We start from the raw sequence: 26,036 nt of genomic DNA on the forward strand, positions 1-26,036 counted from the left end.
ACAGGACTGTTTTCAATGACTGACAGCAACAACTGGTACATCGAACACTTCGAGCGCACCGGCTCGGCCATCGGCTACCGCATCACCGGCAAGCTGGACGAGGTGCAGTCGCCGTTCCAGAAGATCGAGATCTTCCAGACCACCGACTGGGGCAACCTGATGACCATCGACGGGGCCATCATGCTGACCAGCAAGGACAACTTCTTCTACCACGAGATGATCAGCCACCCGGTGCTGTTCACCCACGCCGCGCCCAAGCGCGTGGTGATCATCGGTGGCGGCGACTGCGGCACCCTGCGCGAAGTGCTCAAGCACAAGGGCGTGGAGAGCGTGACCCAGTGCGATATCGACGAGCAGGTCACCGTGATGGCGCGCAAGCACTTCCCGGAACTGTGCGATTCCAACGATGACGCCCGCGCCGAGCTGCTGTTCGACGACGGCGTGGCCTACATGGCCAACTGCCCGGCCGGCAGCGTGGACGTAGTGATCGTGGACTCGACCGACCCGGTCGGCCCGGGCGAAGGCCTGTTCAACAAGGCCTTCTACGAGAGCTGCTTCAAGGCCCTGAAGGACGACGGCATTCTGGTGCAGCAGTCCGAATCGCCGCTGATGCAGCTGGACCTGATCAACGAAATGCGCACCGAGATGGGCAAGGCCGGCTTCGGCTCGTTCAAGACCCTGCCGTTCCCGCAGCCGTGCTACCCCACCGGCTGGTGGAGCGTGACCATGGCACGCAAGGGCGACAGCAGCTTCGACTTCCGCCAGGCCGACTCGGCCGCCAAGACCTTCAACACCCTGTACTACACCGCCGCGCTGCACACCGGCGTGCTGGTGACCCCGCCGTTCGTGCAGGCGGCACTGAAGGGTTGATCCAACAAAAAACCCGCGCTGGCAACAGCGCGGGTTTTTTCATGTTCCGGTAGTGCCGGCCGCTGGCCGGCGACCGCATGTAACGATCAAAGCGCCCAGATACCGGCGATCACCGCCACCACCAGGCCCCACTTGATCAGCTGGTAGGCCACCACGCTGCGCTCGCGCAGTGCCTTGGCCTTCAGGCGCACCTTGTAGACACTGCCGAACGCCTTGTTGACGCCACCGGTCGGGTCACCCGGCAGGTTCGGCGAGGCACCACCGGCCAGCAGCGTGGCCGCCACCGCGCGGTTGAACAGACCCGGCAGGCCGAAGCGCAGCGGGCGGGCGATGTCACAGAACAGGATCACGCGGTCATCCGGCGTCTCGTTGTGCGCGTGGTGGATGTAGGTCTCGTCGAACATCATCCACTCGCCGTCGCGCCAGCTCTTCTTGATGCCGTCCACTTCGATGTAGCAGCCGTCATTGTTGGGCGTGGCCAGGCCCAGGTGCAGGCGCAGCGAACCGGCGAAGGGGTCGCGGTGCGGGCGCAGTTCGCTGCCCGACGGCAGCTGCGCGAACATCGCCGCGCGCACATCCGGCAGCGACTCCAGCAGCGCCGTGGTCTTCGGGCACATCGCCTTCGCCGACGGGTGCGACGGGCCGTACCACTTCAGATAGAAGCGCTTCCAGCCACGGCGGAAGAACGAATTGAAGCCGGCATCGTTGAACGTGCTGGAGGCGGCGATCTTCTGCGCATCGCGCAGCGCCAGCGCCTCGTCGCGGATCATCTGCCAGTTCTGGCGCAGCGGCTCCAGCTGCGGGAACTCCTTCGCCGGGTCCAGGAACGGCGTGGTCGGCACCTTCGAGAACATGTACATGACCACGTTGATCGGGGCCATGAAACTGGAGTGGTCCAGCAGCTGGCGCGACCAGCGCGCGCGGACCTTGCCACGGAAGTGGATGTACAGCACGCAGGCCACGAACAGCGCTGCAATGACGATTTTGATGATCAAAGCACTTTCCTCCAGCCGCGGCCGGAACGGGAAACGGGGCGATGCACGGCCAGGCGGCCAGCACCGGTTGGGAACGCGGCAGGGGACGGGGACGTGCCGGAGGGGGGCGGCCGCCGATGTCGCGGGTTAACGGCTTATGGTCGGCAGGGCGTGCGCCGGGGTCAAGCCGGACGTGCGTCGCGTTCAGCGCGGCGCCGATGAATGCGCCGGAAGCGCGCCCAACCCATTGATTCGACAAGGCAAGCCTTATAAGTGAGACGGAATTGTCCGATTCTGCGTGACGAACTGTTCCAGCCACGACCCCGACATTTCTCCGACAAATCGTGGAATAGCGAACTGGCGAGTACTAAAATTAACGAAAACTTAGTAACTCCCTGTAACACCGGTTCGCTTGACGCTTTGCGCCACCCACCGGGTCGTCCGAGACCCCGACATGTATCTTCCTGCTCTCCCCCCTCCTCCTGCGGCAATGACGCCGCCTCCCCGCTGCTGCTCAAGCGCGGCGAGCGTTTCCTGGCCCCCGACGTCTACCGCACCTGCCTGGACGGGCGCGAGGCGGTCATCAAGGACTACTCCCGCTACCGCGGCACCCCCGTTTCGCTGATCGCGCGGCTGATGGTGCGCCGCGAGGCCCGCATGCTGCAGCGCCTCGGCGGCTGGAAGCATGCCCCCGCGCTGCTCGGCACTCTGGGCGGCCTGGCGCTGGGCATGGAGTTCATCCCCGGCCAGACCCTCAGCACCGCGCAGGCCGTCGGCAATGACGTGTTCGAGCAGCTGCAGCACGCGCTCAGCCGCCTGCATGCCGCCGGCATCACCCACAACGACCTGCATGGCACCAACGTGGTGGTCAGTGGCGGCGTGCCGGTGCTGCTGGATTTCACCTCCGCCTAGCGCGTACCCCGCTGGCTGCGCCGCGGCCCGCTGAGCCGGCAGATGCGCCGCAGCGACATGAAGAACCTGCTGAAGATCCGCCAGCGCGTGACCGGCCAGGCGCCGAGTGCCGCGCAGGCCGCACTGGTGGCCGACCCGGGTTGGGTCGCCGCCGTGCGCCAGGGCTGGAAGCGGTTCTATAAGTGGGCCAAGCGCCGGTAACTGCTTTTGTAGAGTCGAGCCATGCTCGACTGCTCTTCCAGCATCGCGCGAAACGCAGTCGAGCATGGCTCGACTCTACAGAAACCGGATTACAACGCGTCCGCGTCCAGTTCCCCGGTACGAATACGCACCACACTGCCCAGGTCGTACACGAACACCTTGCCGTCGCCAATCTTACCAGTGCCGGCGGCCTTCACGATGGCCTCAACCACCGCCTCCACCTGGTCATCGGTCACCGCCACTTCCAGCTTCACCTTCGGCAGGAAATCGACCACATACTCCGCGCCGCGGTACAGCTCGGTATGGCCCTTCTGGCGACCAAAGCCCTTCACTTCCGTCACCGTGATCCCGGTGACCCCACGCTCGGCCAGCGCTTCGCGCACGTCGTCGAGCTTGAACGGCTTGATCACCGCCATGACCATCTTCATCGTCTATCTCCTGTCTTCCGGCGTGGAGGATAGCGCCTGAACGCGGCCCGTGCGAAGCCGCTGCCGCCTGTCCGGGCGATGGGTGCCAGCAGTATCCTTGTGCCCGATCGGCCTGCCCGCGCCGGATGCACGGGCCCACCCCCACGGAGCACCCCATGATCGACCTGAACCAAATCGATGACCTCGCCCGTCGCCTCAGCGACCTGGTGCCGCCGGGTCTGCGCGAATCGCGCGAGGAACTGCAGGCCACCTTCAAGAGCGCGCTGCAGGCCGGCCTGGCCAAGCTCGACCTGGTCACCCGCGAGGAGTTCGAAGTGCAGCGCGCCGTGCTGCTGAAGACCCGCCAGAAGCTGGACGCGCTGGAAACCGCCGTGCGCGAGCTGGAAGGGCGCGGCGCCGCAGAATGAAAAAAGGAGGCGCACCGCGCCTCCCGTTTACAGATTATTTCCCGGATGGGGCCTTGCAGCAAGGCCCACCGGGCGCCCTAGACTCGCCGGCCTGTCGATCCGGCAGGACACGCAGGGGCAGTGCCGATGGCGCAGGACACCGAATGGACACCCGTTTCGCATGACACCTGCCACCAGGTCGCCGGGCCGTTCTATCACGGCACCCGCGCTGACCTCGCGGTGAGCGAACTGCTGAGCGCGGGCTTTCGCTCCAACTATCGCGACAGCGTGGTGATGAACCACATCTACTTCACCACGATTGCCAAGGGCGCTGGGTTGGCTGCGGAGATGGCCCGGGGTGAGGGGCGACCGCGCGTGTATGTGGTGGAGCCCACCGGGCCGTTCGAGGACGATCCGAACGTAACCAACAAGAAGTTTCCCGGCAACCCGACGCGGTCGTATCGGAGTGCGCAGCCGTTGCGGGTTGTTGGGGAGATTGTGGAGTGGGAGCTCTACGACGCGGAGTTCGTTCGGCAGTTGAGGGCGTTTGTTGCTTCGGGGAGTGGGGAGATCATCAATTGATGACCTGTTGGCGTTGGGCGTTGCGCAATGCCGCGCTGACCAAGGGCGAGCAGCGCGCGGGGCGAAAGCGAGACACCACCGTTGCTGCTACCCATGAAAAGACCGCAGAACAGATCAGGCCGGAAGCGTGCCAGAGACTGCCATACGGCGAGATCGCCGGTGAGCTGATCGAGGATTTCGAAGATCTGAGCGTCCAGATCTTCAGGCTCACGACGCTCCGCATCAAGTTGCCAGCTGCCAGTCCTGGCGATACGCACGGTGCCTGATTGGTTGCCTCTGAGTTCCTGGCCTTTGTGATGCGAAGCGGTCGGGGTCGCTCCGAGCAAGGCACTGACTTCTTCGGGCAGGAGGTCGTCCCCGAAGAATCGGAGGGTTACCAGGGAATGATCGAATGCTGCCATTGGAGTCCAGTTGTTCTTTTCGAAATCTCTTCCAATCTATATGTCTCATCGACGTCAGGTCAGCTATCGGCCAGAAGCAGACATGCCTGCGCAGGCCAGCGGCGCGTTGCAGGCGCTGCTAGCGCACTCCGTGCTGCTCGGTATGCCGTGCAATCAGCTCCGCTCCAGCGGTCTGGGTCTGGCGGTTACCAGCAAGGCAGCCATGGCCAGCGCCAGTGGGACGAACGAAGACCACAGGACAACATGCCAGCCATGGCGCGCGAGGATCCATCCCGAGAGGAACGAGCCGACCGCCATCACCGCAAAGATCAGGAAATCGTTGAATGCCTGGACACGCCGCTTGTCCACGTTTCCATGGCATTCCAACACCAGCGCCGACGCGCCCAGAAATCCGAAATTCCAGCCCAGCCCCAGCAGGATGAGGCTGAGGGAGAAGTCGAAGACTTCCATTCCATGCAAGCCAGCAACAGCGGCGGCGCCCGTCAGTACGAGGCCGGCAGCCGCAACGCGCTTCGCACCCACGCGCGCGATCAGCTTGCCGGTAAAGAAACTTGGCAGGTACATCGCGATGACATGCCATTGCAGGCTCAGGTTGGACGACTCCTGCGCGTGGCCGTGCATGTGCATGGCCAGCGGAGCCGCTGTCATCATGAAATTCATCAGCATGTACGACACCGCGCCACAGATCACCGCAGCGATGAAACGCGGGTCGAGCAGGACGGAGGACAGTGGTTCGCGGGACGTGCCGATTGCCGGCGCGACATGCGGCAGCCGCACACCGGCCAGCAGGCCGGCCGATACTGCGGCGACCAAGCCTTGGAACAGGAACGTCGCTGCGAACAGATGACCAGGCCAGAGATGCATGGTGAGTGACACCAATTGCGGCCCCACCACCCCAGAGGCGACGCCGCCCGCCATTACCATGGAAAGCGCTCGCGCCCGCTTCTGTGCCGGTGCGCCATCAGCGGCGGCAAAGCGGAACGACAGCACGACGGCTGCATACGCCCCGCCCAGGAATGTAGCCGCACACAGCAGCCAGAAGCTGGAGGCCAGCACCGCAAACATGGACAGGACACCGGCGGCGACGCCGGCGGCAGTGCCTGCGAAGAACGCCGTGCGGCGGCCATGATGCTCGGCGATCCAGCCTGCCGGCAATTTGCAGAGCGCCATGCCGACCACGAAGACTGAAATGGGCAGCGTCGCCAGCGTCTGCGAGGGGGCCAGATCACTGCCGACCACGGCGCCCGTCGCGTAGATCACTACGGAGTTCGCACCGGCGAGCGCCTGCGCCAGGGCCAAGCGCCATACATTACTGCGGTGCTGGACCGGTGACAGCAGCTCAGTATCGCTCTCCATCGTTTCCTGGCTCACTTATTCGACTCCCGCGTCGACGCCTGCTCATCGGGCACCAGCACGATGCGGAACGTTGCATCGCCGGACATCAGTCGTTCCAGCCCTTGCTGCGCTTGGGACAGAGGAAGGCATTCGATCCAGGGCATGGCATCGGTCAGCTCGCTGAATCGCAACGCCCGCTCGCTGTCATCGGGTGATCCGGTAATCGAGCCCTGGATGGTCCGCTCGCCCCCAACCAAGTAGCCACTTGCAATGGACAACGGGGTCTTGCCGACCCCGAGCACCACCAGGGTGCCGCCCGCGGCCAGCCCAGGCAGCAGCAGCTGCACAGCCTCGGCGTCACCGACAGAGGTGATGATGGCCTGCGCCCCGCCCAGGCGCTGCAGCTCTACGGCCGCATCTGCATGGTTCGTGTCCAGATAGTGGTGCGCACCCAGCTCGATGGCCCCAGCGGCAATGTCATTTCCCCGTCCCACGGCAATGACCCGAAACCCCATGCGGCGAGCGTACTGGATGGCCATGTGGCCCAAGCCACCCACACCGTGGATCACAACGGTGTCGCCGGGCGCTGCGCAACAGCGCCGCAGGGCGTTGAACGTCGCCAGGCCGGCGCACAGGATGGGCGCTGCAGCCGTGGACTCCATTTCATCAGGGATGGAAACCAGGCCGGTCGACGTTGCAAGCATCAGCTCGGCGTAGCCACCATCTTGGGAAACGCCGAGCACTTTCTGATCCGTGCACAGTGCGAATCGGCCCTGTCGGCAGTAGGCGCAAGCGTTGCAATGCCCGCCCAGGCGGCCCACGCCTACGCGTTGCCCTACTTGCCAACGTGCCGGGACGTTAATGCCGCGATCGATGATCCTGCCGATCACTTCATGGCCGGGCACCCGACGCTGGTGTGATGCGCCGGGTCGAGCGATGTCAGAGACATCCGCGCCGCACATACCGCACGCCTCGACCTGCAACAGCACCTGATCGTCTGCTGGCGTGGGACGCGGGCGCCGAGACCACCGGAGCAGCCCCGGACCCGCCGATTCCATGGCGCCGTAGTCAGTGGATTGCGTCATGGCTGTACTCGGAAATGGGTCAAAGAGAGGAATGCCTGCACGGCACGGGTAGACGCCTCGATCGCACCCGCCAGATAACCGGGGTTGAACGGAGACCATTCACTGCCGGCCCCGAACAATCGCCCCACCCAAGGCGTGCCTCCGGGTGATAAGCCGGGAATGCAGCCATGCCCGGCGGTCTGGGCGGCGCAGGCTGGCGTAGCGGTGAAAGGCTCGGCGCTCCAGTCTTGGACAGCGTCGGCGAGCGGCTCGCGTGCAGCATCGCCAAACAGACGCGCAAGCTGGCTTCTGCAGCGATGCTTCAGCTCCTCGGCCGGGATACGCGCCCTTTCAGCAGCAGGCAGTGCAAAGAAGCCGAAGAGTGCTGCTTGGCCGTCCGAAGACGCATCATGGATCTCTCCCAGCGGGCCAACCAGGCTGCGTGCCTCGCCTGAAAGGCCGCGATTCCGCCAGAAATTGCTGGGATACACCGCGAGGTACTTGGCGTGTGCAGCCATATGCGTACCGGTGGACTGCCACGCGTGGTGAGCATCGGCGGGAAGCGGAGGATCGAATGTCAGTGTGGCCACCGCCAAGCGCGGAGGTAGTGCCAGTAGAACACCTCGCGCATGCCACGTGACCGGCACGCCGTTCCTGATTGCGGAGACAATAACCCCATCGGCTTCGGCACGGATCTGAACGACACACGTGCCCAGGTGAACCCTCTCCGTCTGGACGGCCGAACCGACAGCGTGAAGCAACTGCCCCATGCCGCCTACGATGCGGAACGATGGCGGCATCGCGGCCATGCCGGCGAAGCGCGCAGTCGGTTCGTGGACGGCACGCTCGAACAGCATGTCACCGTCCTCTTCCTGCGGGACGACGGGCAGCCCAAGCTGTTGTACCAACAGCGCCAGTTCACGCTGGAACCCGGGCCATAGCCAGGTCGCGCCAAGGTCAAAGCCCCCGTTCCCGCTTACGCACCCCGGCAGAGCAGGCTCAAACGCATGGATGCGCCCACCGATGCGCGGGCGGCCTTCCAGCACGGCATAGTCAGTGACGCCTGCCGCTTCCAGCAGTCGAGCGGCATGCAGGCCCGCAAGACCAGCGCCGACGATGATCACGTTCACGGTGGTCATGAGAGTGCCTCTGCAGCCGTAAGGTGCGGACGCTCCACCACTGTCCCCTGTTTGACGTAGACAGTGACGCCATGAGCTCCCGCCACCATCGACGCGAGGCAGCGGCTGGCATCCGGTCCACCTGCCCGCAACCATGTTCCAGCCGCAATGGTTTGGGTCCGGCTACCGACGGCGAGCTGCAGCTCGCCGTCCAAGACCAGGATCTCAGCGGGCGCCTGCATCTGAGGAAACAGCGGCCGGCTGGGCTCCACCTGCTCGATACGAACGCGCTCTTCCGGGCTCTCGAATACCCTGCACAACCGACGATCGGTAAGGTGTTCCCACACCTGGGCGGCATTCGTGTCCAGCCTCAGGGTCGCCTCCTCGTTCGCACTCATCTGCCGCAGCTTGACCAGTATCAAGCATCCATCCCGGCTGGCCGGTGCATGCCGTGAACCGGGAGGGTTGCGCAGGTAGGTGCCCGCCGGGCAATCGCCAAGCTCATCGGAGAAGACGCCTTCCAATACAAGAATTTCCTCGCCGCCCGGATGAACGTGCGGCGGAAATGTCGAACCAGGATCGTATCGCACCAGGCTTGTTGCCCTGGCCTTCTCTGCACCAATGCGATCAAGCATGACGCGCTGCACCCCGGCCTGTGGCGAGTCAACCCAGATGTAATCATCGGGAGTCACTAACACGATGGAATTGAAGTCGGCGTTGATCAGCATGGCTTGGGTCAGGCAAGGGTTGGCGGAATCGGGGCAACAGCACGGCCCCAGGAGGTTTCCCGGGGCCGTAATTCAGCGTTTTTTTGTCAGACAGCGCTGTAGATACGCACGTCCGGATCTGCGGACAGCAGCGGACCAAGTTCACGTACTACATCGTTCTGGAACATTGCGCTTGCCAGGTAGGCTTTTGCGCCGTGCTCGCTGTCGAAGCCATGCAGCACCTGAACGTCTTCCTTGCGTACAAGGAGGTCTTTGGACTTTGCGCCGGGGATAGTGGACAGGAACGGGCCTTTGTACTTGGTGTACACCTCCGCAGCTGCTCCGCGGTTGGATTCAGCAATGGCGAGGGTAATTTGCAGATAGACCATGGCGGTTCTCCTGGGGAATGGGCCGCTTCAGCCCGCGAGCAATTGGTCGCGCGCCTCGAGAACGCGCGCCGAATAGGTCAGTGCGGCGCCCGCGTTGAGGGCGATAGCCACGCCAAGCGCCTCACTGATTTCTTCAAGCGATGCACCATGGTCTACGGCTTTCTCGGTGTGCACCGTGATGCAACCGTCGCAGCGGGTGGTTACAGCCACTGCCAGGGCGATCAACTCATGGATCTTCGGTTCAAGATGGCCGCTCTTTGTCGCAGCGCCATCGATCGTTCCCAGACCACGCAGTACATCCGGGTTGACCTTGCCAAACTCCCCGACCTTCTCAATCAAGGACTCACGATAGTTGTTCCAGTCATTCATCATGTCTAAGCACTCTTACGGTTGGATCCCGCCAGGCCCGCTGCATCGCAATGGGCCTGGCAAGGTTCAAGGTGAGATCAGTTGCGGCCAGCCATCACGCCGCCGTCCACGTCCCAGATGGCACCGGTAACCCACGCGGCCTTCTCGGACAGCAGGAACGCGACAACTTCGGCGACATCCTGCGGCGTACCAACACGACCGATCGGGTGGAAGCTGTTGAAACCCTGCAGAGCACTGTGGACCTGATCCTTGGGAATGAAGCCTTCGTAGATCGGGGTCTGAACCACGGCGGGCGACACCGCATTAACGCGGATCTTCTGGGGAGCCAGCTCCATGGCCAGGTGCTGGGTCAACGAGTGCAAGCCAGCCTTCGCCATCGAATAGGCCGAGGACGGCGTCGCGGCGATCGCCTGGCGAGCCCACATTGAGCCGATGTTGACGATCGAGCCGGCGACATTGTTCGCGATCATGTTGGCCGCAACCTTCTGCGTGATGAAGAAGAAGGCCTTGTTCAACTGCATGTACTGGTCATAGTCTGCATCGGTGTGCTCCAGGAACGGCTTGGGGAAGAACACACCCGCCGCGTTCACCAGCAGATCCACATCGGAATGGGAATTCTCGATGTCCGCGATGAGGCCCTTGAGCCCGCCTTCGGACGTCAGATCGGCGGTGAGGGCGCTTACTGCACCGAACGCAGACAGCTCTGCGCGCGCTTCCTCAGTCTTATCGGCACGGTGGCCCACGATGACCGCACGACCGCCGCCTTCCAGCACCTTACGTGCAGTTTCCTTGCCCATACCGCTGGTGCCACCGACGACCAGGACCTTGTTGCCTTCGAAGATATTTTTCATGTGAGTTTCCAATGTAAGTAGGTGCGCGGCAAATGCCTCGCGTCAGGGGTTCAACGGATGTCCAGAGCAACCAGGAAACGGGAGACCATGTTGTAGGCCGCGACGGTCGCCACCGCCTCCACGGCCTGGCGCTCCCCCACGGTCTGCTTGAGCGCTTCAATCACCGTGGCTTCCACCACCACGCCTCGCGTCGACTGGTCGGTGAGCTCAATCAGGAGTCTCTCTAGCGAGGAAAACTCTGCGTCTGGCTCAGGCTGCTGGAGTGCAGCGGCCTTCGCTTCCGTGCCGCCTGCCTGCAGGTAAACCGGGTAGTGGACATCCCACTCGAACGACGCGCCGTTCAGGACCGCGACGCGGAGCATGATCAGCTCGAGGTATTCCAACGTGAGTTCAAACTCGGCACGCACGCGGCGCATCAGGCCGTTCCAGCCCTCGGCCAGAGGGGCGCTGCGCAGCAGCAGGCGATCGATGCCGATCAGCTGGCCGTCCGGGCGGCGCGCCTGGATGTCGGCCAGCAGGCTCGCGGGAACTGGGTCTCCGTCCTGCCAAGAGGTAATGCGCGGGCTGTTCATGGGGCGGTTCACTGCCGTGGGTTGCGGGAAGATGGGCAGGATCTTCCGCTCGCGTCCCGCCGCCCTCAAATGGTTTATTCTTTGGAAGACGCAAAGAAAAACTATCCCGCGATGAAAACCCACCTGAATTTCACCGCGTTACGGGCAGTCGAAGCTGCTGCTCGGCATCAGAGCTTCAGTGGCGCAGCCGCGGAGCTGCACGTAACCCCAGCCGCGATAGGCCAGCTTGTGCGGAGCCTGGAAGAGTCCCTCTCCGTCGAGCTGTTCGTGCGGGAGCGCAGCGGCAGCCGTCGACTGACCCCCACCGATGCGGCAGAGCGCGCGTTGCCAGATATCCGCGCAGGCTTGGACCGGCTTACGCGCGGGCTGTCGCGCCTGCAGGAAAGTGCCAGAGGCGGCTTGCTGACCGTGACCACCAGCCCTGCGTTCGCGTCGAAGTGGCTGTTGCCCCGACTGGAGCGCTTCCAGGCCGCATGTCCTGAAACCGACGTCCGTCTCCACACCGGTCTCAACCTGGTGGATTTCGAACAGGACGCCATCGACATCGGCGTCCGCTATGGCAAGGGACAGTGGCCTGGGCTGACCGCTGACAAGCTCATGGATGAGGAGATCTTCCCGGTCTGCTCAGCAGGCTGGCTTGAGGCGCACGGGCCCCTGCTGCAGCCAGCGCAGCTTGCTGGCCTGCCACTGATTCATGATCTGTCAGTCGACAGCAGAACCGGTTTCATGACGTGGAGTGAATGGCTGCACCGTGCCGCTGCGGACAACGTGGATGCCATGCGCGGCATGCAGGTTAATAGCTCCGCAGCAGTACTACAGGCAGCGGTGGAAGGAAGGGGTATCGCATTGGCGCGTAGCGTCATGGCGCGCGAGGATGTCGCCAGCGGCCGCCTCGTCAGGCTGTTTCCGGAGATTTCTGTTGCCGCGACGCTTGCCTACTACATCGTCTATCGCCCTGAGTGTGCATCGCTTCCCAAGGTCATGACGTTCCGGCACTGGTTGCACTCCGAGGCCCAGGCTTCAGCTTTGGACCAGTAGGTGTCAGTGGCCCAGTAGATGTCCGCTTCCGGCCAGGAGCGGACATCAATCGCAAGAGCAGGAGCCTTCCAGATCGAGGAACACCGGCGCGAGAGCATGGCCCCCGCCAGGCCAGCTGGATGCGCGATCCTCAAGCTTGCCCCTTGCCGCGCTACTGCAAGATGATTACCGGCTAGCGGCCCCGGTCTCTGGAGCAGCTCCATGCCGAAACCAGGCATCTCCTCCAGCGATTCGTCACTCCCGCCTTTCCGCCTGGATATGGATAGACGAAACACTGGAAGCCAAGGAATGATTGGACCAAGCATCCAGCTCTTCTGCAATTGAGCCACTCAAGAGCCATCCGCGGCCGGTGGATTGAGCCGAAGCCAGGGCAAGAACCACAAATTCAGGCCACGATTGTGCGGCATGACGAGAGCGAGCACTCACCATGAAGCCGCCCTTGTGATATGGCTCGGCGTGGAGGTTGCTGACTTCAAGACCAGCTTGCTCAAAGATCCGCGCCGCCACCTTGAGAGCGGCCTGCTGCGATGTGCAATTGGTGAACAAGCGCCAGTACAACTCCATGAGTCTACTATCTTCCTGAAGGCCCTCTGGGCGCGGTTGCGCTACTTATAGCAGAAGACGCGCACGACCTTTCCCCTCTTTGCCACCCGAGGTGCCAGCCTCAAGGAACAGATAGTGGAAAAGCGCCCACGGCTTGAACAGTAAGAACCCTGGCATGAGCCCCGAGAAGATCACCTTGAGCTGGATCGAGAAGTCCGTGATCGGTCCTCTATGCTCCTGTCGCGCGCCCCATCAATGCGCCGGCTGCGCCTTCAGCGCGCTTGAACCCCTGCGCAGCAGATACAGCGCAACCACGAATGGCCACAACGAGTTGATCGACGAGAACAGGCGCTGTGTCAGCCCCCTGAACCCCTCCGGATCCGCTCCCACCACGTTCAACCAGAGATAGACAATCCCCGCGACGCTCACCGCAGCAGTCACGGCGTACGCCCTTCGGTTGGCAGACCACGCACTCAGTTCGATGTGCGACATCGCCGGTGCAATGATGTTTGCGATACCGATGGTGTAGAAGCCGTGCATCGGATGGCCCATGGGCCAGAGCCCGTTGGTCAGCATGGAGATGCCAAAGACCAACCAGCAGATTGCACCTACGGCAATCCGGCGGCCGGACTCCCGCCATACCCCGATGGAGAACGCCACGAAGCCGACACCGGAGCCGATGGCGGCGATCCTGCCGCAGATGCTTGCGAGCGTCGGCGCCTGCAGCAGCTCGCTGGCGTGCTGTGCAAGCGGGTTGTAGCCCGGCGCGAACACGGCGGCAACGCTGGTCCAGAACAGGAACCACGGAAGCGGGACCAGACCCGCGCAGAGAAGCAGTCGGCTGCGGCGTGACACGTACGGTGGTCCTTGTTTGGCCTGCGCCAGTGGGTGGAATCCAGACGAACGCTGCAGAACCTTCCTACTGCGGGCAGGACGATCGTGAGTGACTACAGCAGTAGTCAGATTGCGCGCGGCACTCGGTAGGTTCAATAGGCAAGAAGTCATTTAAGCCATCCAGCGGGTGTCGCAGCGGTTCGGTTACATGAGCGATCACACATGTCCGATGGGTGAGTGCTGTCGCATTTGCCGCGCCTTACATCTCTGACGGAAGGTTCTGTCGACTCCGTTCCAGAAGTGCCGTTCCGCCTAGCACACCAAGGCTCTCGCCCCTTTCCACGCTATGCGACAATGCCGAAAACGTCTCGGGTTTTGGCGGCATTGACCCCTACCCGTTGGCATTCCGAACAACAGCAGGTAATCGTTACTGCGCCACCGTGCATCGGTGGTCGGGACTCGAAAGCCCGTTTTGTTGGGAAGTAGTTTGCGCTTGCCAGCCGGCACCACCGCGCGTGGTGCCGGCTGGCAATCCGTCTGCCGGCTATGGCGGGCGGGGCGTGGGGGTCTTGTACCCGCCGGTTCCCAACATCCGGTTTTCGAGCCACGCTCTGCCCGCCACCTTTATCGGTGGCGGCTTCTGCCTGCATGCACGGAGCCCGCCATGACCACGCCGCACTCCCCGCCCCCGCGCCCCATCCAGGAAGCGCCCTCGGCCGCGCCAGCCCTGGATCCCAACAGCCTCATCGCCATCCTGCACGCCATCGGCGCGGGCGCTGCGGCCGACGGCCAGCCCTGGCCCGAGCGGCACCATCTACGCAGCCGGCAGATGGCGTTGTCCGACGCCGACTGCGCACTCACCGGCCAACGCATCGTGCAGGAGATCCTGCTGGCGGCCGAGCGCACGCGCCAGAACGGCGAGCCGGAGCAGTACGTGGGCGACCGGGTGATGGAGGGGCTGGTGATGGCCGACCTCGCGCTGACCGCCTTCATCCACGAGCGGATGCGACCCAAGGACTGAGCGCGCTTATGGCGCGGACCTTTCTGCCTGTGTGCGGGGTGACGAATGAAGATGCACGGCCTTGCCGCTGCGGTGGTGTGCATCGCGGTGATCGGCGCGATGTGGGTGGAGTGGCCCGAGCCAGCGGGCGATCAGGTCTGGGCCTACCAGAAGCTGCGGCCGGCCGATTACCGCCTGCTGCACAGTGATGCGCTCGGCTTCGTTACCGCGAAGGCATACGAGGGCTTTGAACTGTATGCGCGCCATGCCGGAGCGACGTCCTTCGAGATCCGGTGCAAGGGCGTGCTGGTGATGGACGTGGAGAACGCACCCTCGCGCGTGCTGATCCGCATGCCTGCCGATGCACGGTGGCGGGCGCCGGATATCGAACGCCTGCGCAGCAGCTTCGAGCGTTGGCTGGATCTGCACCAGAGCCAGGGGCGATTGCTTGTGGAAAGCGCGGGGCCTTCGTGGGTTGAGGCGAGGTTTGGGCGCTTCGATGGGTTGGTGCCTGATGAGCAGCGGTGTCTGCTTGGGGGCCCAGGCCACCGCCAGGCCGATCCCAGCAACCATGTCCGCGCTGAAGTGCCATCGTAGGCTGACGCTTGTAGTGGCGCTGCGCGTGCACCGCTAGGGGCACGGCAACCGGTCAGGGGCCGAACCCGAGTGCCATCGCAACCACTTTCCCATCCCGAACGTAGAAGCAAATGCTCGATCCACCCTCCGAGAACCCACAGATGCGCTCGACATCGAAGCCCCCCAGCGTTGCCTGCTCTGTCTTCCCCTGGCCATATCTGCGTGCTGTGCCGATGGCCTCGGACGCCGGATCACCCATCGCAACGCCTTTCAGCTTCACGCCGCGCAGGCTCTCGGTTCTACCTGCAGTGGGTTGCGCCGCGCTGATCGATGAAACGCGGATCTCATCAATGGTTCGGAACTGCGGAGCCACGTCAGGGTTTGAGGTGATCAGCACCTCCAATCGGGTAGTGGGATCCAGGTATCTACGCCGCATCAGTCCTGTGGCGTCCACGACCAGCTCGCCATCACCATAGCGGCGCAGGAAATCCCTCTCGCTGTAGACATGCGGGATGAAACTTCCATCGCGGAAGGCTTTCGATACAAAGTCCACGCGTGGATTCCCTGCGGGGAAGCCTGATGCTGCAGGCAACATACCCAGCGCAATCAAGATGAGTCTGCGTGTCTTCATGACAACTTCGTCCATCCATCTGAAAGAATGATCACAGAGCATTCTTGACTCATGTGCGGATAGCCCACTCGTTCCAGAGGCGTATCACCATTCCGGATGATAGCGGTCCTTGTACTCGTCTTGAATCAGTCCTTGGTTCACATAGCGCCCCTGACTGGTCCTCAGCACGTCCCGCGCGAACCTCAAGGCGCCGTCAACCGAATCAAACGTCCACTCGGTACCAAAGGGATGATCCGGATCCACCGCCTCGAACTCGTACACATCGATGAAGCCAGGCGCTCCATTGTCAAATACTTCGCAAAGACTAACCCTCCAGGCGTTCAGATTGGCCTGCTCAATGGAGACAAAGCGAATCACACGCTGATCCAACTCATATCGATCGGGGAGCAGCTGCTCGACATCGCGGCCCGCCGAAAGATTGCCTGTTACATCCAGATCACAAAGATAGCGCTGCAATGGATCCCTCATTCCGTTGAGAAAATTGACCAGCAAGTGAGCATCGGTGACTTCCGGAGCGACTAGGACGCCTCGCCCGAGGCATAGTGCCATGCACCCGACGATTGGCCGTTGTAACGGCTATCGATGTCCTCCAGCCATACCTTCAGATCCATCAGAAACCTTGCATGGTCGAAGTCCTTGAACTTCACCCTGCCCAGTTGCTCCGCCAACTGCTCAAGCAATTCGCGGGAGACATACCGCATTTTCTCCTTCATCGAGAGCGGAACGATGGTCGGCAGGTCAAGCATCACATCGGTATAGAACTCCGCCTTCTTTCGTCGAAACTGCACTCTTCGCTTGAAATCCAGCTCGGGATCTCGACACACGAAAAGCAATGCCACAGAAGCCACTTCGTTCCCGTAGCTCCTGGACTCGAATGTGGCGGAGCGCTCTACGTAATGACTTTTTATCCTGCCAACATGCGACTCCCAGTCGCAGTCCGCCACGAAGTTCAGTTTCATCAGTCCCACGCTCTATGTCAGTGCTGCGCGCGCATCCCGCACCTATTCGATCAGGTCGTGTAGATCGATGCCAGACGGATTCACCAGGCGCTTCTCGCGACCCACATGGTGAAGCTCGAAGGTGCCTTTCTCTGAATCGATGACACGGGTGCCATCAAGCACCGCCAGAAACCCGAAGACCGCCGAACGGGCAGCTTCACCGGCAACGGCTCGCAACATGTCGGCTTCTACAGCGGACAAGCCGTTGAACCATTCGGACCGTGCCAACAGGTCTGGGGCCACCCGACGGCCCGGTGGATACCCCAGGTTCGAGATCGTACTACGCACGGATGATTCAAGCACATAGCGCTGGATAGCGGATACAAATTCGTCAGCTTTCATGCCACTCCCCCGGCTTTGAAAATGAGCCAGAACACATTCGCCTGTTCGGACCTACTGCCTTTTGTCCCCGCTCAGCCCGCCTCTCGCAGGCAGTGCGGCACAGCATGAACTCAATCCCGTCCAGACGAGTTCAGATCAAGCGGAATACCCTCCGCAACACAGATTTTCCGCAACGCGGCCTCCAGCTTGCTGCCGTTTTCCAACGTTTTCAGTGTCACTGCAATCCCACCAGTGATCCCAAGCTTCCTCTGTGCACTTTCGGAGAGAGACAGCTCAAGCTCCATGCGCCGCAGAGAGATATGCACCAGACCGCCATAGCAAGGCTCAAGACCTCCACCGACCTCGATATGGGCGTGCGCCATGCCCAACTCTTCGTCCTGGTCGTCATACGCCTTCGCGTTCTGCAATACCACGTAACGAGACGGATTCGTCGAGCTGTCGGCCAAGCCAACTACGATGCAGTAGTCATCTTCCTCTATGGAAACGACTTCGGCCTTGAATCTGTACATTTCCCGGGTACTCCTGACATGTGGAAAACTCAATGTCTACTCCGCCGCTGTCCTGGTGCCGCTCTCAGCACGCAGGGTCGCATCGTTGTCACCCTTCCAGCCCACCTGGGTGCCACTCGCCCCGCCTGCGAGCCCATCCGTACTTTTGTCTGTTCGCCCGCCGCTCGATCATCAAGGGCGGCGCCAACGTCAGGGGCGGTCTGTACTGACGGAAACCGAGCCGTCTTCCAGCAGGTGGACGCTTACATATGCGTCTGGCGGAGGTATCCGATCGATCGACGCCCCTGCGGGGAGAATGTCCCAACTTGTGATCGGGCCGCAGACTGTCCTATGCACCAAACGGCTGCTATCCAACCCTCGCTTGGCAAGCTCGGCCACAACTACTTCAGGAGGCTGGCGCTCGAAGCCCTTGTAGGCTGTGCACGTCTCTCCCGTCTGGCCAATGGGATACGTTGAACTCTCCACCTCATCCCGGCACCCCGGCAGGCCCATGGCGAGCGAGAGGGCCATCAGTACTCGAATGCACTGCATTTCAGCTCGCTCCTTTCCTTTACTGCCCTGTTGTACGCCTTGTCTGACGCAAGACCTCCGAGACCACCATCGCAGCGCCGCGCTGCACAGGTCAACTGCCCTTGATGCGAATGCTGCACCCTTTGCAGGCAGAGATATCCCGAGACGCATTGCCGGCAATTCCCGATAGTCCCGCGCAGATTACCTGTCGCACCATCAAGCGTCTTTCTGCGGGAAACCACACATGAGCCTGGCGCTGGTCCACAGCCGTGCCCGCGCCGGGGTCGACGCCCCGCTGGTGCGGGTGGAAGTGCATCTCTCTGGTGGCCTGCCCGCCACCCAGATTGTCGGCCTGGCCGAGACCAGCGTGCGCGAATCGCGCGAGCGCGTGCGTGCCGCCCTGCTCTGTGCGCGCTTCGACTTCCCGCAGCGGCGCATCACCCTGAACCTCGCGCCCGCCGACCTGCCCAAGGAGGGCGGGCGTTACGACCTGGCCATCGCACTCGGCATTCTGGCGGCCAGTGGCCAGGTCGATCCGCAGTCGCTGCTGCAGTACGAATTCCTGGGCGAGCTTGGCCTGACCGGAGAACTGCGGCCGGTGGCTGGCGCGCTGCCGGCGGCGATTGCGGCGGCCGAAGCCGGACGCATCCTGGTGGTGCCGCCGGGCAATGCCGCCGAGGCGGCGCTGGCCGAGCACGCGGATGTGCGCGTGGCGCGCACGCTACTGGAGTGCTGTGCCGGTCTGGGCAATCCGCGCCTGCTGCCGCCCGTGGAGCGCGTGGACACGACACCGTTGCCACTGCCGGATCTGGCCGACGTGCGCGGGCAGGCGCATGCACGGCGTGCATTGGAGGTCGCCGCTGCGGGTGGGCACCATCTATTGCTGATCGGTAGCCCTGGCTGCGGCAAGACGCTGTTGGCTTCGCGCCTGCCCAGCCTGCTGCCGGATACCGAGGAAGCGGAGGCGTTGCAGCTGGCGGCGATTGCCTCGGTGAGTGGTGAAGGGCTGGATCCACGGCGTTGGCGGCAACGGCCATTCCGTTCTCCTCACCACAGTGCGAGCGCGGCAGCGCTGGTGGGTGGCGGCAATCCCCCCTGCCCCGGTGAAATCTCGCTGGCCCATCACGGCGTGCTGTTCCTGGACGAGCTTCCGGAGTGGAACCGCAGTGCGTTGGAAACCCTGCGCGAGCCACTCGAGTCCGGCCACATCCGCATCGCCCGCGCGGCGCGGAGCGTGCAGTATCCCGCACGGTTCCAACTGGTGGCAGCGATGAACCCATGCCCGTGTGGCTGGGCCGGGGACCGTAGCAACCGCTGCCTGTGCAGCGACGAACGTATCAACCGCTACCGCGCGCGGGTATCCGGCCCATTGCTGGACCGTATCGACCTGCATATCAGCGTGGCACGCATGGACGCGGTGGAGCTGCGGGAGAGTACGCCGCTGGGTGAACCCAGTGTTGCGGTACGTGCACGGGTGGAAGCCGCCCATGCCTGGCAGCAGGCGCGTGGCGGGCTGAATGCCCATCTGCCACCGGCGGCGCTGCGGGCATGCACGAAGCTGAGCGAGGCCGATCAGGACTTACTGGAGCAGGCAATTGAACGCCTGCAACTTTCCGCGCGGGCGATGCACCGGATTCTGCGGGTGGCGCGCACGATTGCGGATCTGGCGGGTTGCGAGGATATCCAGACCGCGCATCTGGCTGAGGCGATCGGCTATCGGCAGTTGGATCGGGGAAATGCATGAGCCTGATTGCCTGGAGCCCTCGTCCGCACGGGAGCAGCAACACTCAAAAAAATACCCCGGCCGCATGCCCAGAAGGAAAGAGACGGTACCGGGGTGTACCTGACCACGCTACCGCACGGGAGACAAGCATTGCAATCCGCCGCAGTGGATGCGGCAGGTACATCTACCACGCACGGCCTTCTACCTACAGTTGAGCGCGAAGAGCGGTCGACTGACAGTCGACCCTACCAAGGGCAGGCATCAGGCTGCCGAATGCAACCGCCCCCGCTTCGCCAGCAACGCCACCCGACGGCTGACCAGCGCGTGGAGCTCCGCCAGCTCCGACGCCCGGCCAGCCGTCATGTTGTCGCCGAACAGCACCCGCGACAGCCCCGCCGCCTCGCTGTCCTCCGGGTGCTGCCAGCGGTCGCGATACACCTTCTGGCAGACCAGCCACGCCTGCGGCAGCCCACCACCGGGCAGCGGGCGGACCACGCGTTCGTAGACCTGCCAGAACTGGTATTCGGCCCGCAGGTCGATTGCAGGCGCCACGGACAGCGCTTGCAGGGGCCGTCCTGGGCCCCGGATGCCGAACAGCGGGGTTCGCGGGTTGTGCTGTGCCATGCCGACAGCATGACCCAGCAACATTGTGGGAACCTTGCGTCGCCGCCAGAAAATCCCTGTTGATTGCGCAAGGCAGGTTTGTAGCCGGGTTTTGGGGGTCAGAGCCCTTTGCTGCGCAAAGGGATCTGACCCCGATCACGGGATGGCTGCGGGGTCGGATCCCTTTGCGCAGCAAAGGGCTCTGACCCCGCCACCCCTTGCCTCAGAACGCCATCGAGGTGCTGAACATCAGCTGCCGGGGGGCGCTGCGCTGCAGGGTCTGGTAATCCCCCGAGAACGACGAGCCGGCGATGGTGGCAGTGCCGATGTTGTGGCGGTTGAACAGGTTGCTCACGTCCAGCCGCAGCTCCAGCCCCGGCACCACGCTGTCCGCACCGAAGCGGTAGGCGGCATAGGTGTTGACCTGCCAGAAGGTCGGCACGCGGATGTCGTTCTCGTAGGTGAAGGGCTGGCGCAGGTAGGAGGTGCTGGTGGCACCGAAGCGCCAATCACCGAAATGCGCCGACAGGTCGCTGACCAGCGAGATCTGCGGATAGCCCGGCTGGGCGTTGCCCTTGATCGGGTACACCGTGTCGCCCACCACGAAATCGCTGTCGTAGTACGAACGGGCCAAGGCCACACCCTGGTAGAACTGCAGGTGGTCGGTCAGGTCGGCGGTGATGCCGAGGTCGGCGCCGATCACGTGCATCTTCGGCATCAACCGCACGGTGTTGATCTGCGCGAACTGGGTGCCGATGGCGGCCGACAGCAGGCGGTTGCGGATGTCGTTGTAGAACACGTCGCCGGTGATCGTCAGCCGGTCGAAGCGGTGCGACGCGCCGACGGTCAGGTTCCAGTTCTTTTCCGGGCGCAGCGTGCCGGCCACGCGGTCGAACTCTTCCTGGTCGGTGATGGTCCACGCCGAGGCGGTGTAGCCGATGTTGCCGCGCTGGGCCACGCGGTAGCCGTTCATGGTGTTGGCCAGGTCGATGAAGGCGTCGGTGGATTCGGTCGGGCTCCAGAACAGCGAGACGTGCGGCAGGAAGTTGCTCTTGGCCCCCAGCGTGCCGTTCACCGGCCGGTCCTTGGCATCCCCCAGGCCGCCACCGCTGGTGCGGAAGTCCACGGCCTTGAAGCCGACACCCAGCTTCAGCGTGTCGTTCAACACGATGTCGTCCTGCAGGTAGAACTGGCGCGAGCGGGTCACCCAGCTCGACGCGTTGTCGGTCTTGAACGCGGGGCCATACACATCGAACGGACCGGTGGCCTTCAGCGGCGGACCCTCGCCCAGCAGCGGCTGCTGGTACCACTCGGTCTTGGCCGCGGCCTTGCTCTTCTCCTGCCAGAAGCCGGCGGTGAACGTGTGCGCGCCGGTCTCGAACTGCAGGTTGAACATGCCACCCAGCCGATTCACACGCGGCGTCTGCACCTGTTCGGAGAACGGTGCGCCGTTTGGCGACGGCACGGTCGGGTCGGTGAGCGTGGCCTGGGTGTGGCTGTTGGCGTTGTACAGCTGCACGTTGCCACTCAGGGCCGGGCTGATCTGGAAGCGATGGTTGATCGAGGACACGCGATCGCGGGTGATCTGGCCGGTGTCGTACGGGATCAGTTCGGACAGCTCACCGCAGGTGTAGGCACCGCAGGATTTGTCCGCATTCTCCGGCGAGGCCACGTACCACGCCCACGCATAATCGGGATAGAAGATGTCAACCTTCCAGCCCAGCTTGCGGATCATGTCGAAGGAAATGTTGTTGTAGCCCCAGACCTTGGCCTTGCTGTCAGACAGGAACACGGTGAAATCGCCCCAGGCGACGTCCTGCTGCAGCTTCAGGTCGCCGCGCAGGAAGTTCTGCGTGCCCTCGCCCTGGTACTTGTCGGCGGACACGCGCTGCAGGTCGACCAGCACCTTCGGGCCGTGCTCACCGAGCTGGCCGCTCTGGCCGGACACGGTGGTGACCAGCGTGCTGTTGCTGCCCACGCCCTGCTTCACGCGCAGGCTGGGCGTGTCCTGCAGCTCGCGCAGCCGGTATTCCAGGCTGCCGCCGTTGACGCTGCTGGAGAACACGCTGACCGGTGCACCACCGGGGCTGACCGTGATCGCGCCGATGCCATCGGGCACGCCCACGTTCACCACGCTGGTGCCGGTAAGCGAGAGGAAGCCGTTGTCGTTCAGCGGCACGCCTTCGAAGGTGATGCCCATTTCGTTCATGCGGAAGCCGCGCACGAACAGGCTGGTGGCGGAGATATCCAGGCCCAGCCCGTCGGTGGCGGTGTAGCTGGCGCCCGGCACCTGCTTGAGCATGGCCAGGCCGTTGTTGCCGGTGACCATGGCGTCGAGGTCTTCGGCCTTGATGATGTAGCGGTTTGGACCGACCACCTGGGTGGGCGCAACGGCCGCACCGCGCGGGGTGGCGATGACCTGCAGGGCGTTCAGGGTGGTGGGGGTGTCATGTGCTGCGTCGTGCGTTTCTGCGGCGTACGCAGGTGCGGTGATGGCCGTGATGATGGCCAGGGCGAGGCGCGTCGTGGGTGGGGTGTTCATCGGCAGATCCAGGTGCAGGGAGAGAGCGGCGCAAGCGCACGCCCAGCGCGTTGCAGCACCGGTATCGGCGCCCTGGCTGGCGATGCGATTGCGTTGAGGGAGCGACGGCGCAGTGCGCGCCGGTCAGCAGACGAGGACGATCATCTGCTGCGGGATTCGGCGGGGTGATTTCGACGTGCGAAATTCTTGCATCGCACTGCCGCATTCGCCATTGCGCCGTGGTACAGCGCCGATGGCGATGGGGATGTATTGGCTATACGCAGGTATACATCGAAGTCAGGCTAGAGAGCAGTCGTGGAGTGCTTCCACTCATCGATCTGAGCCACAACGGCAGCATGCAGCTGGGCGGCATCAAGCTCATACGCATGGCGATCTACCTCTTCGTCGCAATACATGTCGGCAGCACAGAAGATGCTGGACAGGCACGTTGAAAGCGCTGCGTCATCCAAAGCCAGCAAGTCAAGATCGCGCTCGACCTTCCATAGCTCAATGTAGGACTGAGAGAAAACCTGTGCCGACATCCGCTCATTGACAAAGGACTGGGCAAACATCATCAACGTCCAGCTCATGATGTAGGCCGGATCATTGCAGAACGAAGCGCTCGATCGCGCGTGCCACGCCGTCATCGGCATTGCTGGTGGTTTCGAACCGCGCCACCGCCTTCACCGCATCGATGGCGTTACCCATCGCCACACTGGTACCGGCGTACTGCAGCATGGTCAGGTCGTTCTCCTGGTCACCGATGGCCATCACGTTGGCGCGCTCGATGCCCAGGTGCTCGGCCAGCTTCTGCAGGCTCGGCCCCTTGCCGGCGCGGTGGTCGAACACTTCCAGGAAGAACGGTGCGCTCTTCAGTACCGCGAAGCGCTCGGTCAGCTCGCTGGGCAGGCGCGCGATGGCGGCATCCAGCACGTCCGGCGCGTCGATCATCATCAGCTTGATGAAGGACATCGACGGGTCCATGTCGGCCACGCGGCGATACGACAGCGGCATCCGCGAGAGATGCGAGTCGGCCACGGTGTAGTAGCTGATGTCCTGGTTTGGCGTGTACATGCGCTGGCTGTCCAGCGCCTGGAAGTGCACGCCCAGGTCGCGGGCCACCTGCTCGCAGAACAGGAAGTCGTCGAAGCTGAGCGGATACTCGACCACGGTTTCGCGCGTACCGATGCGCTGCACCAGGCCACCATTGCAGGCGATGCAGTAGTCGTCGTCGCCGGTGATGCCCAGCTCGTGCAGGAATGGTTCCAGGCCCGGAACCGGGCGGCCACTGGTCAGCACGATGTGCACGCCCAGCGCGCGCGCCTGCGCGATCGCCTGTTTGGCCCGCGCGGTGAGCGTGTGGCTGGGGTCCAGCAGGGTGCCATCCATGTCGATGGCGACCAGTTCGATGGTCGATTGCCTGCGGCCCATGTCCATTGCGTTCAACTCGTGCGGGGCACGCCAGTTTAACCCCTCATGCCCGGTTCACCTCTTTGCCCACGTTGGCCGGGATACTGCGGGAGCCTGTGCGTCCCCCACCGCAGGACGGCCCATTGACCGCCCTTCCCTGGAGAACCTTGCGACGCATGACCTACCGTGCCCCCGAAACCAATGACAGCGCGCCCCTGGCCCAGCAGATCGAGCAGATGATCGACGAGCTGCCCGGCGACCAGGTGCGCGTCGGCACCCTGCTTAGCGCGCTGGGCGATGAAGGCCTGCTGCTGATCGTGATCCTGCTCTCGGCCATCTTCATCATTCCGGTGTCGATTCCCGGGCTGAGCACGGTGTTTGGCGCCTCGATCCTGCTGATCGGCCTGAGCCGCGTGCGCAACCGCCCGCTGTGGGTGCCGCAGAAACTGGCGCGCCGCGAGATCGCCACCGACAAGCTGAAGGCCAACCTGGGCCGTGCGCTGAAATGGGTGCACCGCATGGAGCGGCTGTCGCGGCCGATGCGGCTGGCGGTGATGGTGCGCTCGAAGAAGATGATGCGTCTGAACAACCTGATGCTGGTGTTCGCGACCCTGCTGCTGATGGCGCCGGCCGGGCCGATTCCGTTCAGCAATACCTTGCCGGCGCTGGCGCTGATGTCGTTTGCGATTGGCTTCATCCAGCGCGATGGCGCGGCGGTGGCAGCCGGTTATGGCTTCGTCGCGGCCACGGTGGTGTATTTCGGCGTACTGCTGGGCGGCGTGGGGTTTGCTGCCGAGTCGGTGTTCAGCGGGCTGCGTGGCAACTCAATCTGATACTCGGCTGCGGGGTCGGGCATACGGGCAAGGCCGCGCCACGGTGGGCGCGGACGCACGTCACATCACATCACAAAGGTTCTACGCGGGCTGGGGCCGGGCGCGTTGTCGATCCAGAGCTTGAGTTCGGCGAGGTTTGCGAACTCCTTGGTGTACAGCTTACCGCCGACGACACAACACATCAGCAGTTCGACGTCGTCGGCATCGTCACTTTCGCCTTTATCGTCGGTGTCATCGTCCAGTGACAGCAGCCATCGCACGTAGTCCCTGAAACTCTGAAAGTCGACTCCGACCTTCTGCGACACCATCGCCTGTGCAAACGCCTGGACCGTCTCGCAATGGATGGAGATGGAGCTGCTGAAGGTGATATCAGCCTGAGGAAGTTGGATGATCTCGGGAGTACAGACATAGGTTCCGTAGCTCCTCACGGGAAACTCGATATTGGCCCCCTGGGTCGATCGCCAGCCGATCAGATGGCAGCTTGCATGGATGTCAGACCACCCATCCAGGAGGCGGCACAGCTTCTTCCTGCGCGGCTTTCTTGCTTCAGTGACTGCATCGCGCTTCTCATCCTTGAACTCTATCAGCGAGAAGTTCCGGCCATCTGAGGCAAGCACGTCCGCACCCAGCCGAACATCCTGATGGTCGGTTGGCGCGATGTAGGCACTATGCCCCAGGTTCTCCAGCTCGCGTTCCAGGTTCCTGCTGAACGCGGCCACGTTGGACGTTTCATGATTCAACTTCATACGATGCTCCCTATCGACGGGGAGCATCGTAACGAAATGACCAGCATCGGCTCATCCGGT

General features: G+C 63.2%; 31 protein-coding genes and 1 pseudogene. 9 read left to right on the top strand and 23 right to left on the bottom strand.

Annotated elements, in window-relative coordinates; all coding sequences use genetic code 11:
- Positions 1 to 15 precede the first annotated feature (15 nt).
- Entirely contained in the window at positions 16 to 870 is an 855-nt protein-coding gene (gene speE / locus ACUZUJ_RS20450) for a polyamine aminopropyltransferase (protein ID WP_008268330.1), read from the top strand.
- Between the two features lie 86 nt (positions 871 to 956).
- Here speE and ACUZUJ_RS20455 read toward each other — a convergent pair whose 3' ends face one another.
- A complete protein-coding gene (locus tag ACUZUJ_RS20455; protein WP_024957655.1) occupies positions 957 to 1,862 on the bottom strand; it encodes an aspartyl/asparaginyl beta-hydroxylase domain-containing protein in 906 nt (301 codons plus the stop codon).
- Between the two features lie 436 nt (positions 1,863 to 2,298).
- Here ACUZUJ_RS20455 and ACUZUJ_RS20460 point away from each other — a divergent pair.
- Positions 2,299 to 2,957: pseudogene (locus tag ACUZUJ_RS20460) on the top strand (RIO1 family regulatory kinase/ATPase domain-containing protein).
- Positions 2,958 to 3,046: 89 nt separating this feature from the next.
- On the opposite strand, the gene ACUZUJ_RS20465 reads toward ACUZUJ_RS20460, so the two are convergent.
- Complete coding sequence (locus ACUZUJ_RS20465) at positions 3,047 to 3,385, bottom strand: P-II family nitrogen regulator (protein ID WP_005411374.1); 339 nt, start codon at positions 3,383 to 3,385, stop codon at positions 3,047 to 3,049.
- A 155-nt stretch (positions 3,386 to 3,540) separates the two neighbouring features.
- On the opposite strand from ACUZUJ_RS20465, the gene ubiK reads away from it, so the two are divergent.
- Positions 3,541 to 3,792, top strand: a complete 252-nt coding sequence (gene ubiK, locus ACUZUJ_RS20470) for a ubiquinone biosynthesis accessory factor UbiK (protein ID WP_005419983.1) — start codon at positions 3,541 to 3,543, stop codon at positions 3,790 to 3,792.
- Positions 3,793 to 3,918: 126 nt separating this feature from the next.
- Positions 3,919 to 4,353, top strand: coding sequence for an NAD(+)--rifampin ADP-ribosyltransferase (arr, locus tag ACUZUJ_RS20475; protein WP_458220697.1), 435 nt, complete (start codon positions 3,919 to 3,921; stop codon positions 4,351 to 4,353).
- On the opposite strand, the gene ACUZUJ_RS20480 is transcribed toward arr, so the two are convergent.
- The 9 genes from ACUZUJ_RS20480 to ACUZUJ_RS20520 form a co-directional block, all read right to left on the bottom strand.
- Positions 4,284 to 4,754, bottom strand: a complete 471-nt coding sequence (locus tag ACUZUJ_RS20480) for a DUF4279 domain-containing protein (protein WP_458220696.1) — start codon at positions 4,752 to 4,754, stop codon at positions 4,284 to 4,286. The two genes, arr and ACUZUJ_RS20480, sit on opposite strands and share 70 nt — an antisense overlap.
- 153 nt (positions 4,755 to 4,907) lie before the next feature.
- Positions 4,908 to 6,125 (bottom strand): MFS transporter, encoded by a 1,218-nt coding sequence (locus tag ACUZUJ_RS20485; RefSeq protein WP_458220695.1) that lies wholly within the window; start codon positions 6,123 to 6,125, stop codon positions 4,908 to 4,910.
- Positions 6,122 to 7,174 carry a zinc-binding dehydrogenase gene (locus ACUZUJ_RS20490; RefSeq protein ID WP_049443984.1) on the bottom strand — a complete coding sequence of 351 codons (1,053 nt, stop codon included), beginning with the start codon at positions 7,172 to 7,174 and terminating at the stop codon, positions 6,122 to 6,124. Before ACUZUJ_RS20490 ends, ACUZUJ_RS20485 begins: the two co-directional genes overlap by 4 nt.
- Positions 7,171 to 8,292: a flavin monoamine oxidase family protein gene (locus tag ACUZUJ_RS20495; protein WP_458220694.1), complete on the bottom strand. Its 1,122-nt coding sequence runs from the start codon at positions 8,290 to 8,292 to the stop codon at positions 7,171 to 7,173. The genes ACUZUJ_RS20490 and ACUZUJ_RS20495 overlap by 4 nt, the downstream gene beginning before the upstream one ends.
- Positions 8,289 to 8,999, bottom strand: coding sequence for a cupin domain-containing protein (locus ACUZUJ_RS20500; protein WP_197587314.1), 711 nt, complete (start codon positions 8,997 to 8,999; stop codon positions 8,289 to 8,291). The genes ACUZUJ_RS20495 and ACUZUJ_RS20500 overlap by 4 nt, the downstream gene beginning before the upstream one ends.
- 86 nt (positions 9,000 to 9,085) lie before the next feature.
- Positions 9,086 to 9,367 carry a hypothetical protein gene (locus ACUZUJ_RS20505; protein ID WP_458220693.1) on the bottom strand — a complete coding sequence of 94 codons (282 nt, stop codon included), beginning with the start codon at positions 9,365 to 9,367 and terminating at the stop codon, positions 9,086 to 9,088.
- A gap of 27 nt (positions 9,368 to 9,394) precedes the next feature.
- Positions 9,395 to 9,736 (bottom strand): carboxymuconolactone decarboxylase family protein, encoded by a 342-nt coding sequence (locus ACUZUJ_RS20510; protein ID WP_458220698.1) that lies wholly within the window; start codon positions 9,734 to 9,736, stop codon positions 9,395 to 9,397.
- 77 nt (positions 9,737 to 9,813) lie between these two features.
- Complete coding sequence (locus ACUZUJ_RS20515) at positions 9,814 to 10,587, bottom strand: SDR family NAD(P)-dependent oxidoreductase (protein ID WP_049443994.1); 774 nt, start codon at positions 10,585 to 10,587, stop codon at positions 9,814 to 9,816.
- Positions 10,588 to 10,637: 50 nt separating this feature from the next.
- Positions 10,638 to 11,159: a carboxymuconolactone decarboxylase family protein gene (locus ACUZUJ_RS20520; RefSeq protein WP_197587312.1), complete on the bottom strand. Its 522-nt coding sequence runs from the start codon at positions 11,157 to 11,159 to the stop codon at positions 10,638 to 10,640.
- A gap of 111 nt (positions 11,160 to 11,270) precedes the next feature.
- Here ACUZUJ_RS20520 and gcvA point away from each other — a divergent pair, with 111 nt between their 5' ends.
- Positions 11,271 to 12,197, top strand: coding sequence for a transcriptional regulator GcvA (gene gcvA, locus ACUZUJ_RS20525; RefSeq protein ID WP_458220692.1), 927 nt, complete (start codon positions 11,271 to 11,273; stop codon positions 12,195 to 12,197).
- Positions 12,198 to 12,431: 234 nt separating this feature from the next.
- Here gcvA and ACUZUJ_RS20530 read toward each other — a convergent pair whose 3' ends face one another.
- Positions 12,432 to 12,761, bottom strand: coding sequence for a hypothetical protein (locus ACUZUJ_RS20530; RefSeq protein ID WP_458220691.1), 330 nt, complete (start codon positions 12,759 to 12,761; stop codon positions 12,432 to 12,434).
- Positions 12,762 to 12,992: 231 nt separating this feature from the next.
- The gene (locus ACUZUJ_RS20535) at positions 12,993 to 13,595 is read right to left on the bottom strand and encodes a DUF998 domain-containing protein (protein ID WP_458220690.1); all 603 of its coding nucleotides are present in this window, start codon (positions 13,593 to 13,595) and stop codon (positions 12,993 to 12,995) included.
- 643 nt (positions 13,596 to 14,238) lie between these two features.
- On the opposite strand from ACUZUJ_RS20535, the gene ACUZUJ_RS20540 reads away from it, so the two are divergent.
- Both ACUZUJ_RS20540 and ACUZUJ_RS20545 read left to right on the top strand, forming a co-directional pair.
- Positions 14,239 to 14,595: a hypothetical protein gene (locus ACUZUJ_RS20540; protein WP_088027709.1), complete on the top strand. Its 357-nt coding sequence runs from the start codon at positions 14,239 to 14,241 to the stop codon at positions 14,593 to 14,595.
- Between the two features lie 45 nt (positions 14,596 to 14,640).
- On the top strand, positions 14,641 to 15,171 hold the full coding sequence (locus tag ACUZUJ_RS20545) for a cold-shock protein (protein ID WP_458220689.1): 531 nt from the start codon (positions 14,641 to 14,643) through the stop codon (positions 15,169 to 15,171).
- Positions 15,172 to 15,223: 52 nt separating this feature from the next.
- Here ACUZUJ_RS20545 and ACUZUJ_RS20550 read toward each other — a convergent pair whose 3' ends face one another.
- The 5 genes from ACUZUJ_RS20550 to ACUZUJ_RS20570 all read right to left on the bottom strand — a co-directional run bounded on the left by ACUZUJ_RS20550 (position 15,224) and on the right by ACUZUJ_RS20570 (position 17,630).
- A complete protein-coding gene (locus ACUZUJ_RS20550; protein WP_458220688.1) occupies positions 15,224 to 15,781 on the bottom strand; it encodes a hypothetical protein in 558 nt (185 codons plus the stop codon).
- 84 nt (positions 15,782 to 15,865) lie between these two features.
- Entirely contained in the window at positions 15,866 to 16,273 is a 408-nt protein-coding gene (locus ACUZUJ_RS20555) for a hypothetical protein (RefSeq protein WP_458220687.1), read from the bottom strand.
- Between the two features lie 26 nt (positions 16,274 to 16,299).
- Entirely contained in the window at positions 16,300 to 16,740 is a 441-nt protein-coding gene (locus tag ACUZUJ_RS20560) for an Imm44 family immunity protein (protein ID WP_049441965.1), read from the bottom strand.
- Positions 16,741 to 16,782: 42 nt separating this feature from the next.
- Positions 16,783 to 17,121: a hypothetical protein gene (locus ACUZUJ_RS20565; RefSeq protein ID WP_152682134.1), complete on the bottom strand. Its 339-nt coding sequence runs from the start codon at positions 17,119 to 17,121 to the stop codon at positions 16,783 to 16,785.
- A gap of 110 nt (positions 17,122 to 17,231) precedes the next feature.
- Positions 17,232 to 17,630, bottom strand: coding sequence for an Imm10 family immunity protein (locus ACUZUJ_RS20570; RefSeq protein WP_101766221.1), 399 nt, complete (start codon positions 17,628 to 17,630; stop codon positions 17,232 to 17,234).
- A gap of 754 nt (positions 17,631 to 18,384) precedes the next feature.
- On the opposite strand from ACUZUJ_RS20570, the gene ACUZUJ_RS20575 reads away from it, so the two are divergent.
- A complete protein-coding gene (locus ACUZUJ_RS20575) occupies positions 18,385 to 19,884 on the top strand; it encodes a YifB family Mg chelatase-like AAA ATPase (protein WP_458220686.1) in 1,500 nt (499 codons plus the stop codon).
- Between the two features lie 240 nt (positions 19,885 to 20,124).
- Here the strand turns inward: ACUZUJ_RS20575 and ACUZUJ_RS20580 are convergent, their stop codons facing one another.
- From ACUZUJ_RS20580 to yidA, 4 genes are all read right to left on the bottom strand, one after another.
- Positions 20,125 to 20,511: a hypothetical protein gene (locus ACUZUJ_RS20580; RefSeq protein ID WP_458220685.1), complete on the bottom strand. Its 387-nt coding sequence runs from the start codon at positions 20,509 to 20,511 to the stop codon at positions 20,125 to 20,127.
- Between the two features lie 178 nt (positions 20,512 to 20,689).
- Positions 20,690 to 23,008, bottom strand: a complete 2,319-nt coding sequence (locus tag ACUZUJ_RS20585; RefSeq protein ID WP_458220684.1) for a TonB-dependent receptor — start codon at positions 23,006 to 23,008, stop codon at positions 20,690 to 20,692.
- Positions 23,009 to 23,289: 281 nt separating this feature from the next.
- Positions 23,290 to 23,577: a colicin immunity domain-containing protein gene (locus tag ACUZUJ_RS20590; RefSeq protein WP_458220683.1), complete on the bottom strand. Its 288-nt coding sequence runs from the start codon at positions 23,575 to 23,577 to the stop codon at positions 23,290 to 23,292.
- Between the two features lie 13 nt (positions 23,578 to 23,590).
- On the bottom strand, positions 23,591 to 24,424 hold the full coding sequence (gene yidA, locus ACUZUJ_RS20595; RefSeq protein ID WP_458220682.1) for a sugar-phosphatase: 834 nt from the start codon (positions 24,422 to 24,424) through the stop codon (positions 23,591 to 23,593).
- A 149-nt stretch (positions 24,425 to 24,573) separates the two neighbouring features.
- Here yidA and ACUZUJ_RS20600 point away from each other — a divergent pair, with 149 nt between their 5' ends.
- The gene (locus tag ACUZUJ_RS20600; RefSeq protein WP_458220681.1) at positions 24,574 to 25,230 is read left to right on the top strand and encodes an exopolysaccharide biosynthesis protein; all 657 of its coding nucleotides are present in this window, start codon (positions 24,574 to 24,576) and stop codon (positions 25,228 to 25,230) included.
- 65 nt (positions 25,231 to 25,295) lie between these two features.
- On the opposite strand, the gene ACUZUJ_RS20605 is transcribed toward ACUZUJ_RS20600, so the two are convergent.
- A complete protein-coding gene (locus ACUZUJ_RS20605; RefSeq protein ID WP_458220680.1) occupies positions 25,296 to 25,976 on the bottom strand; it encodes a hypothetical protein in 681 nt (226 codons plus the stop codon).
- Between the last annotated feature and the right edge of the window lie 60 nt (positions 25,977 to 26,036).

The sequence above is a fragment of the Stenotrophomonas sp. S4 genome, from assembly GCF_054187805.2.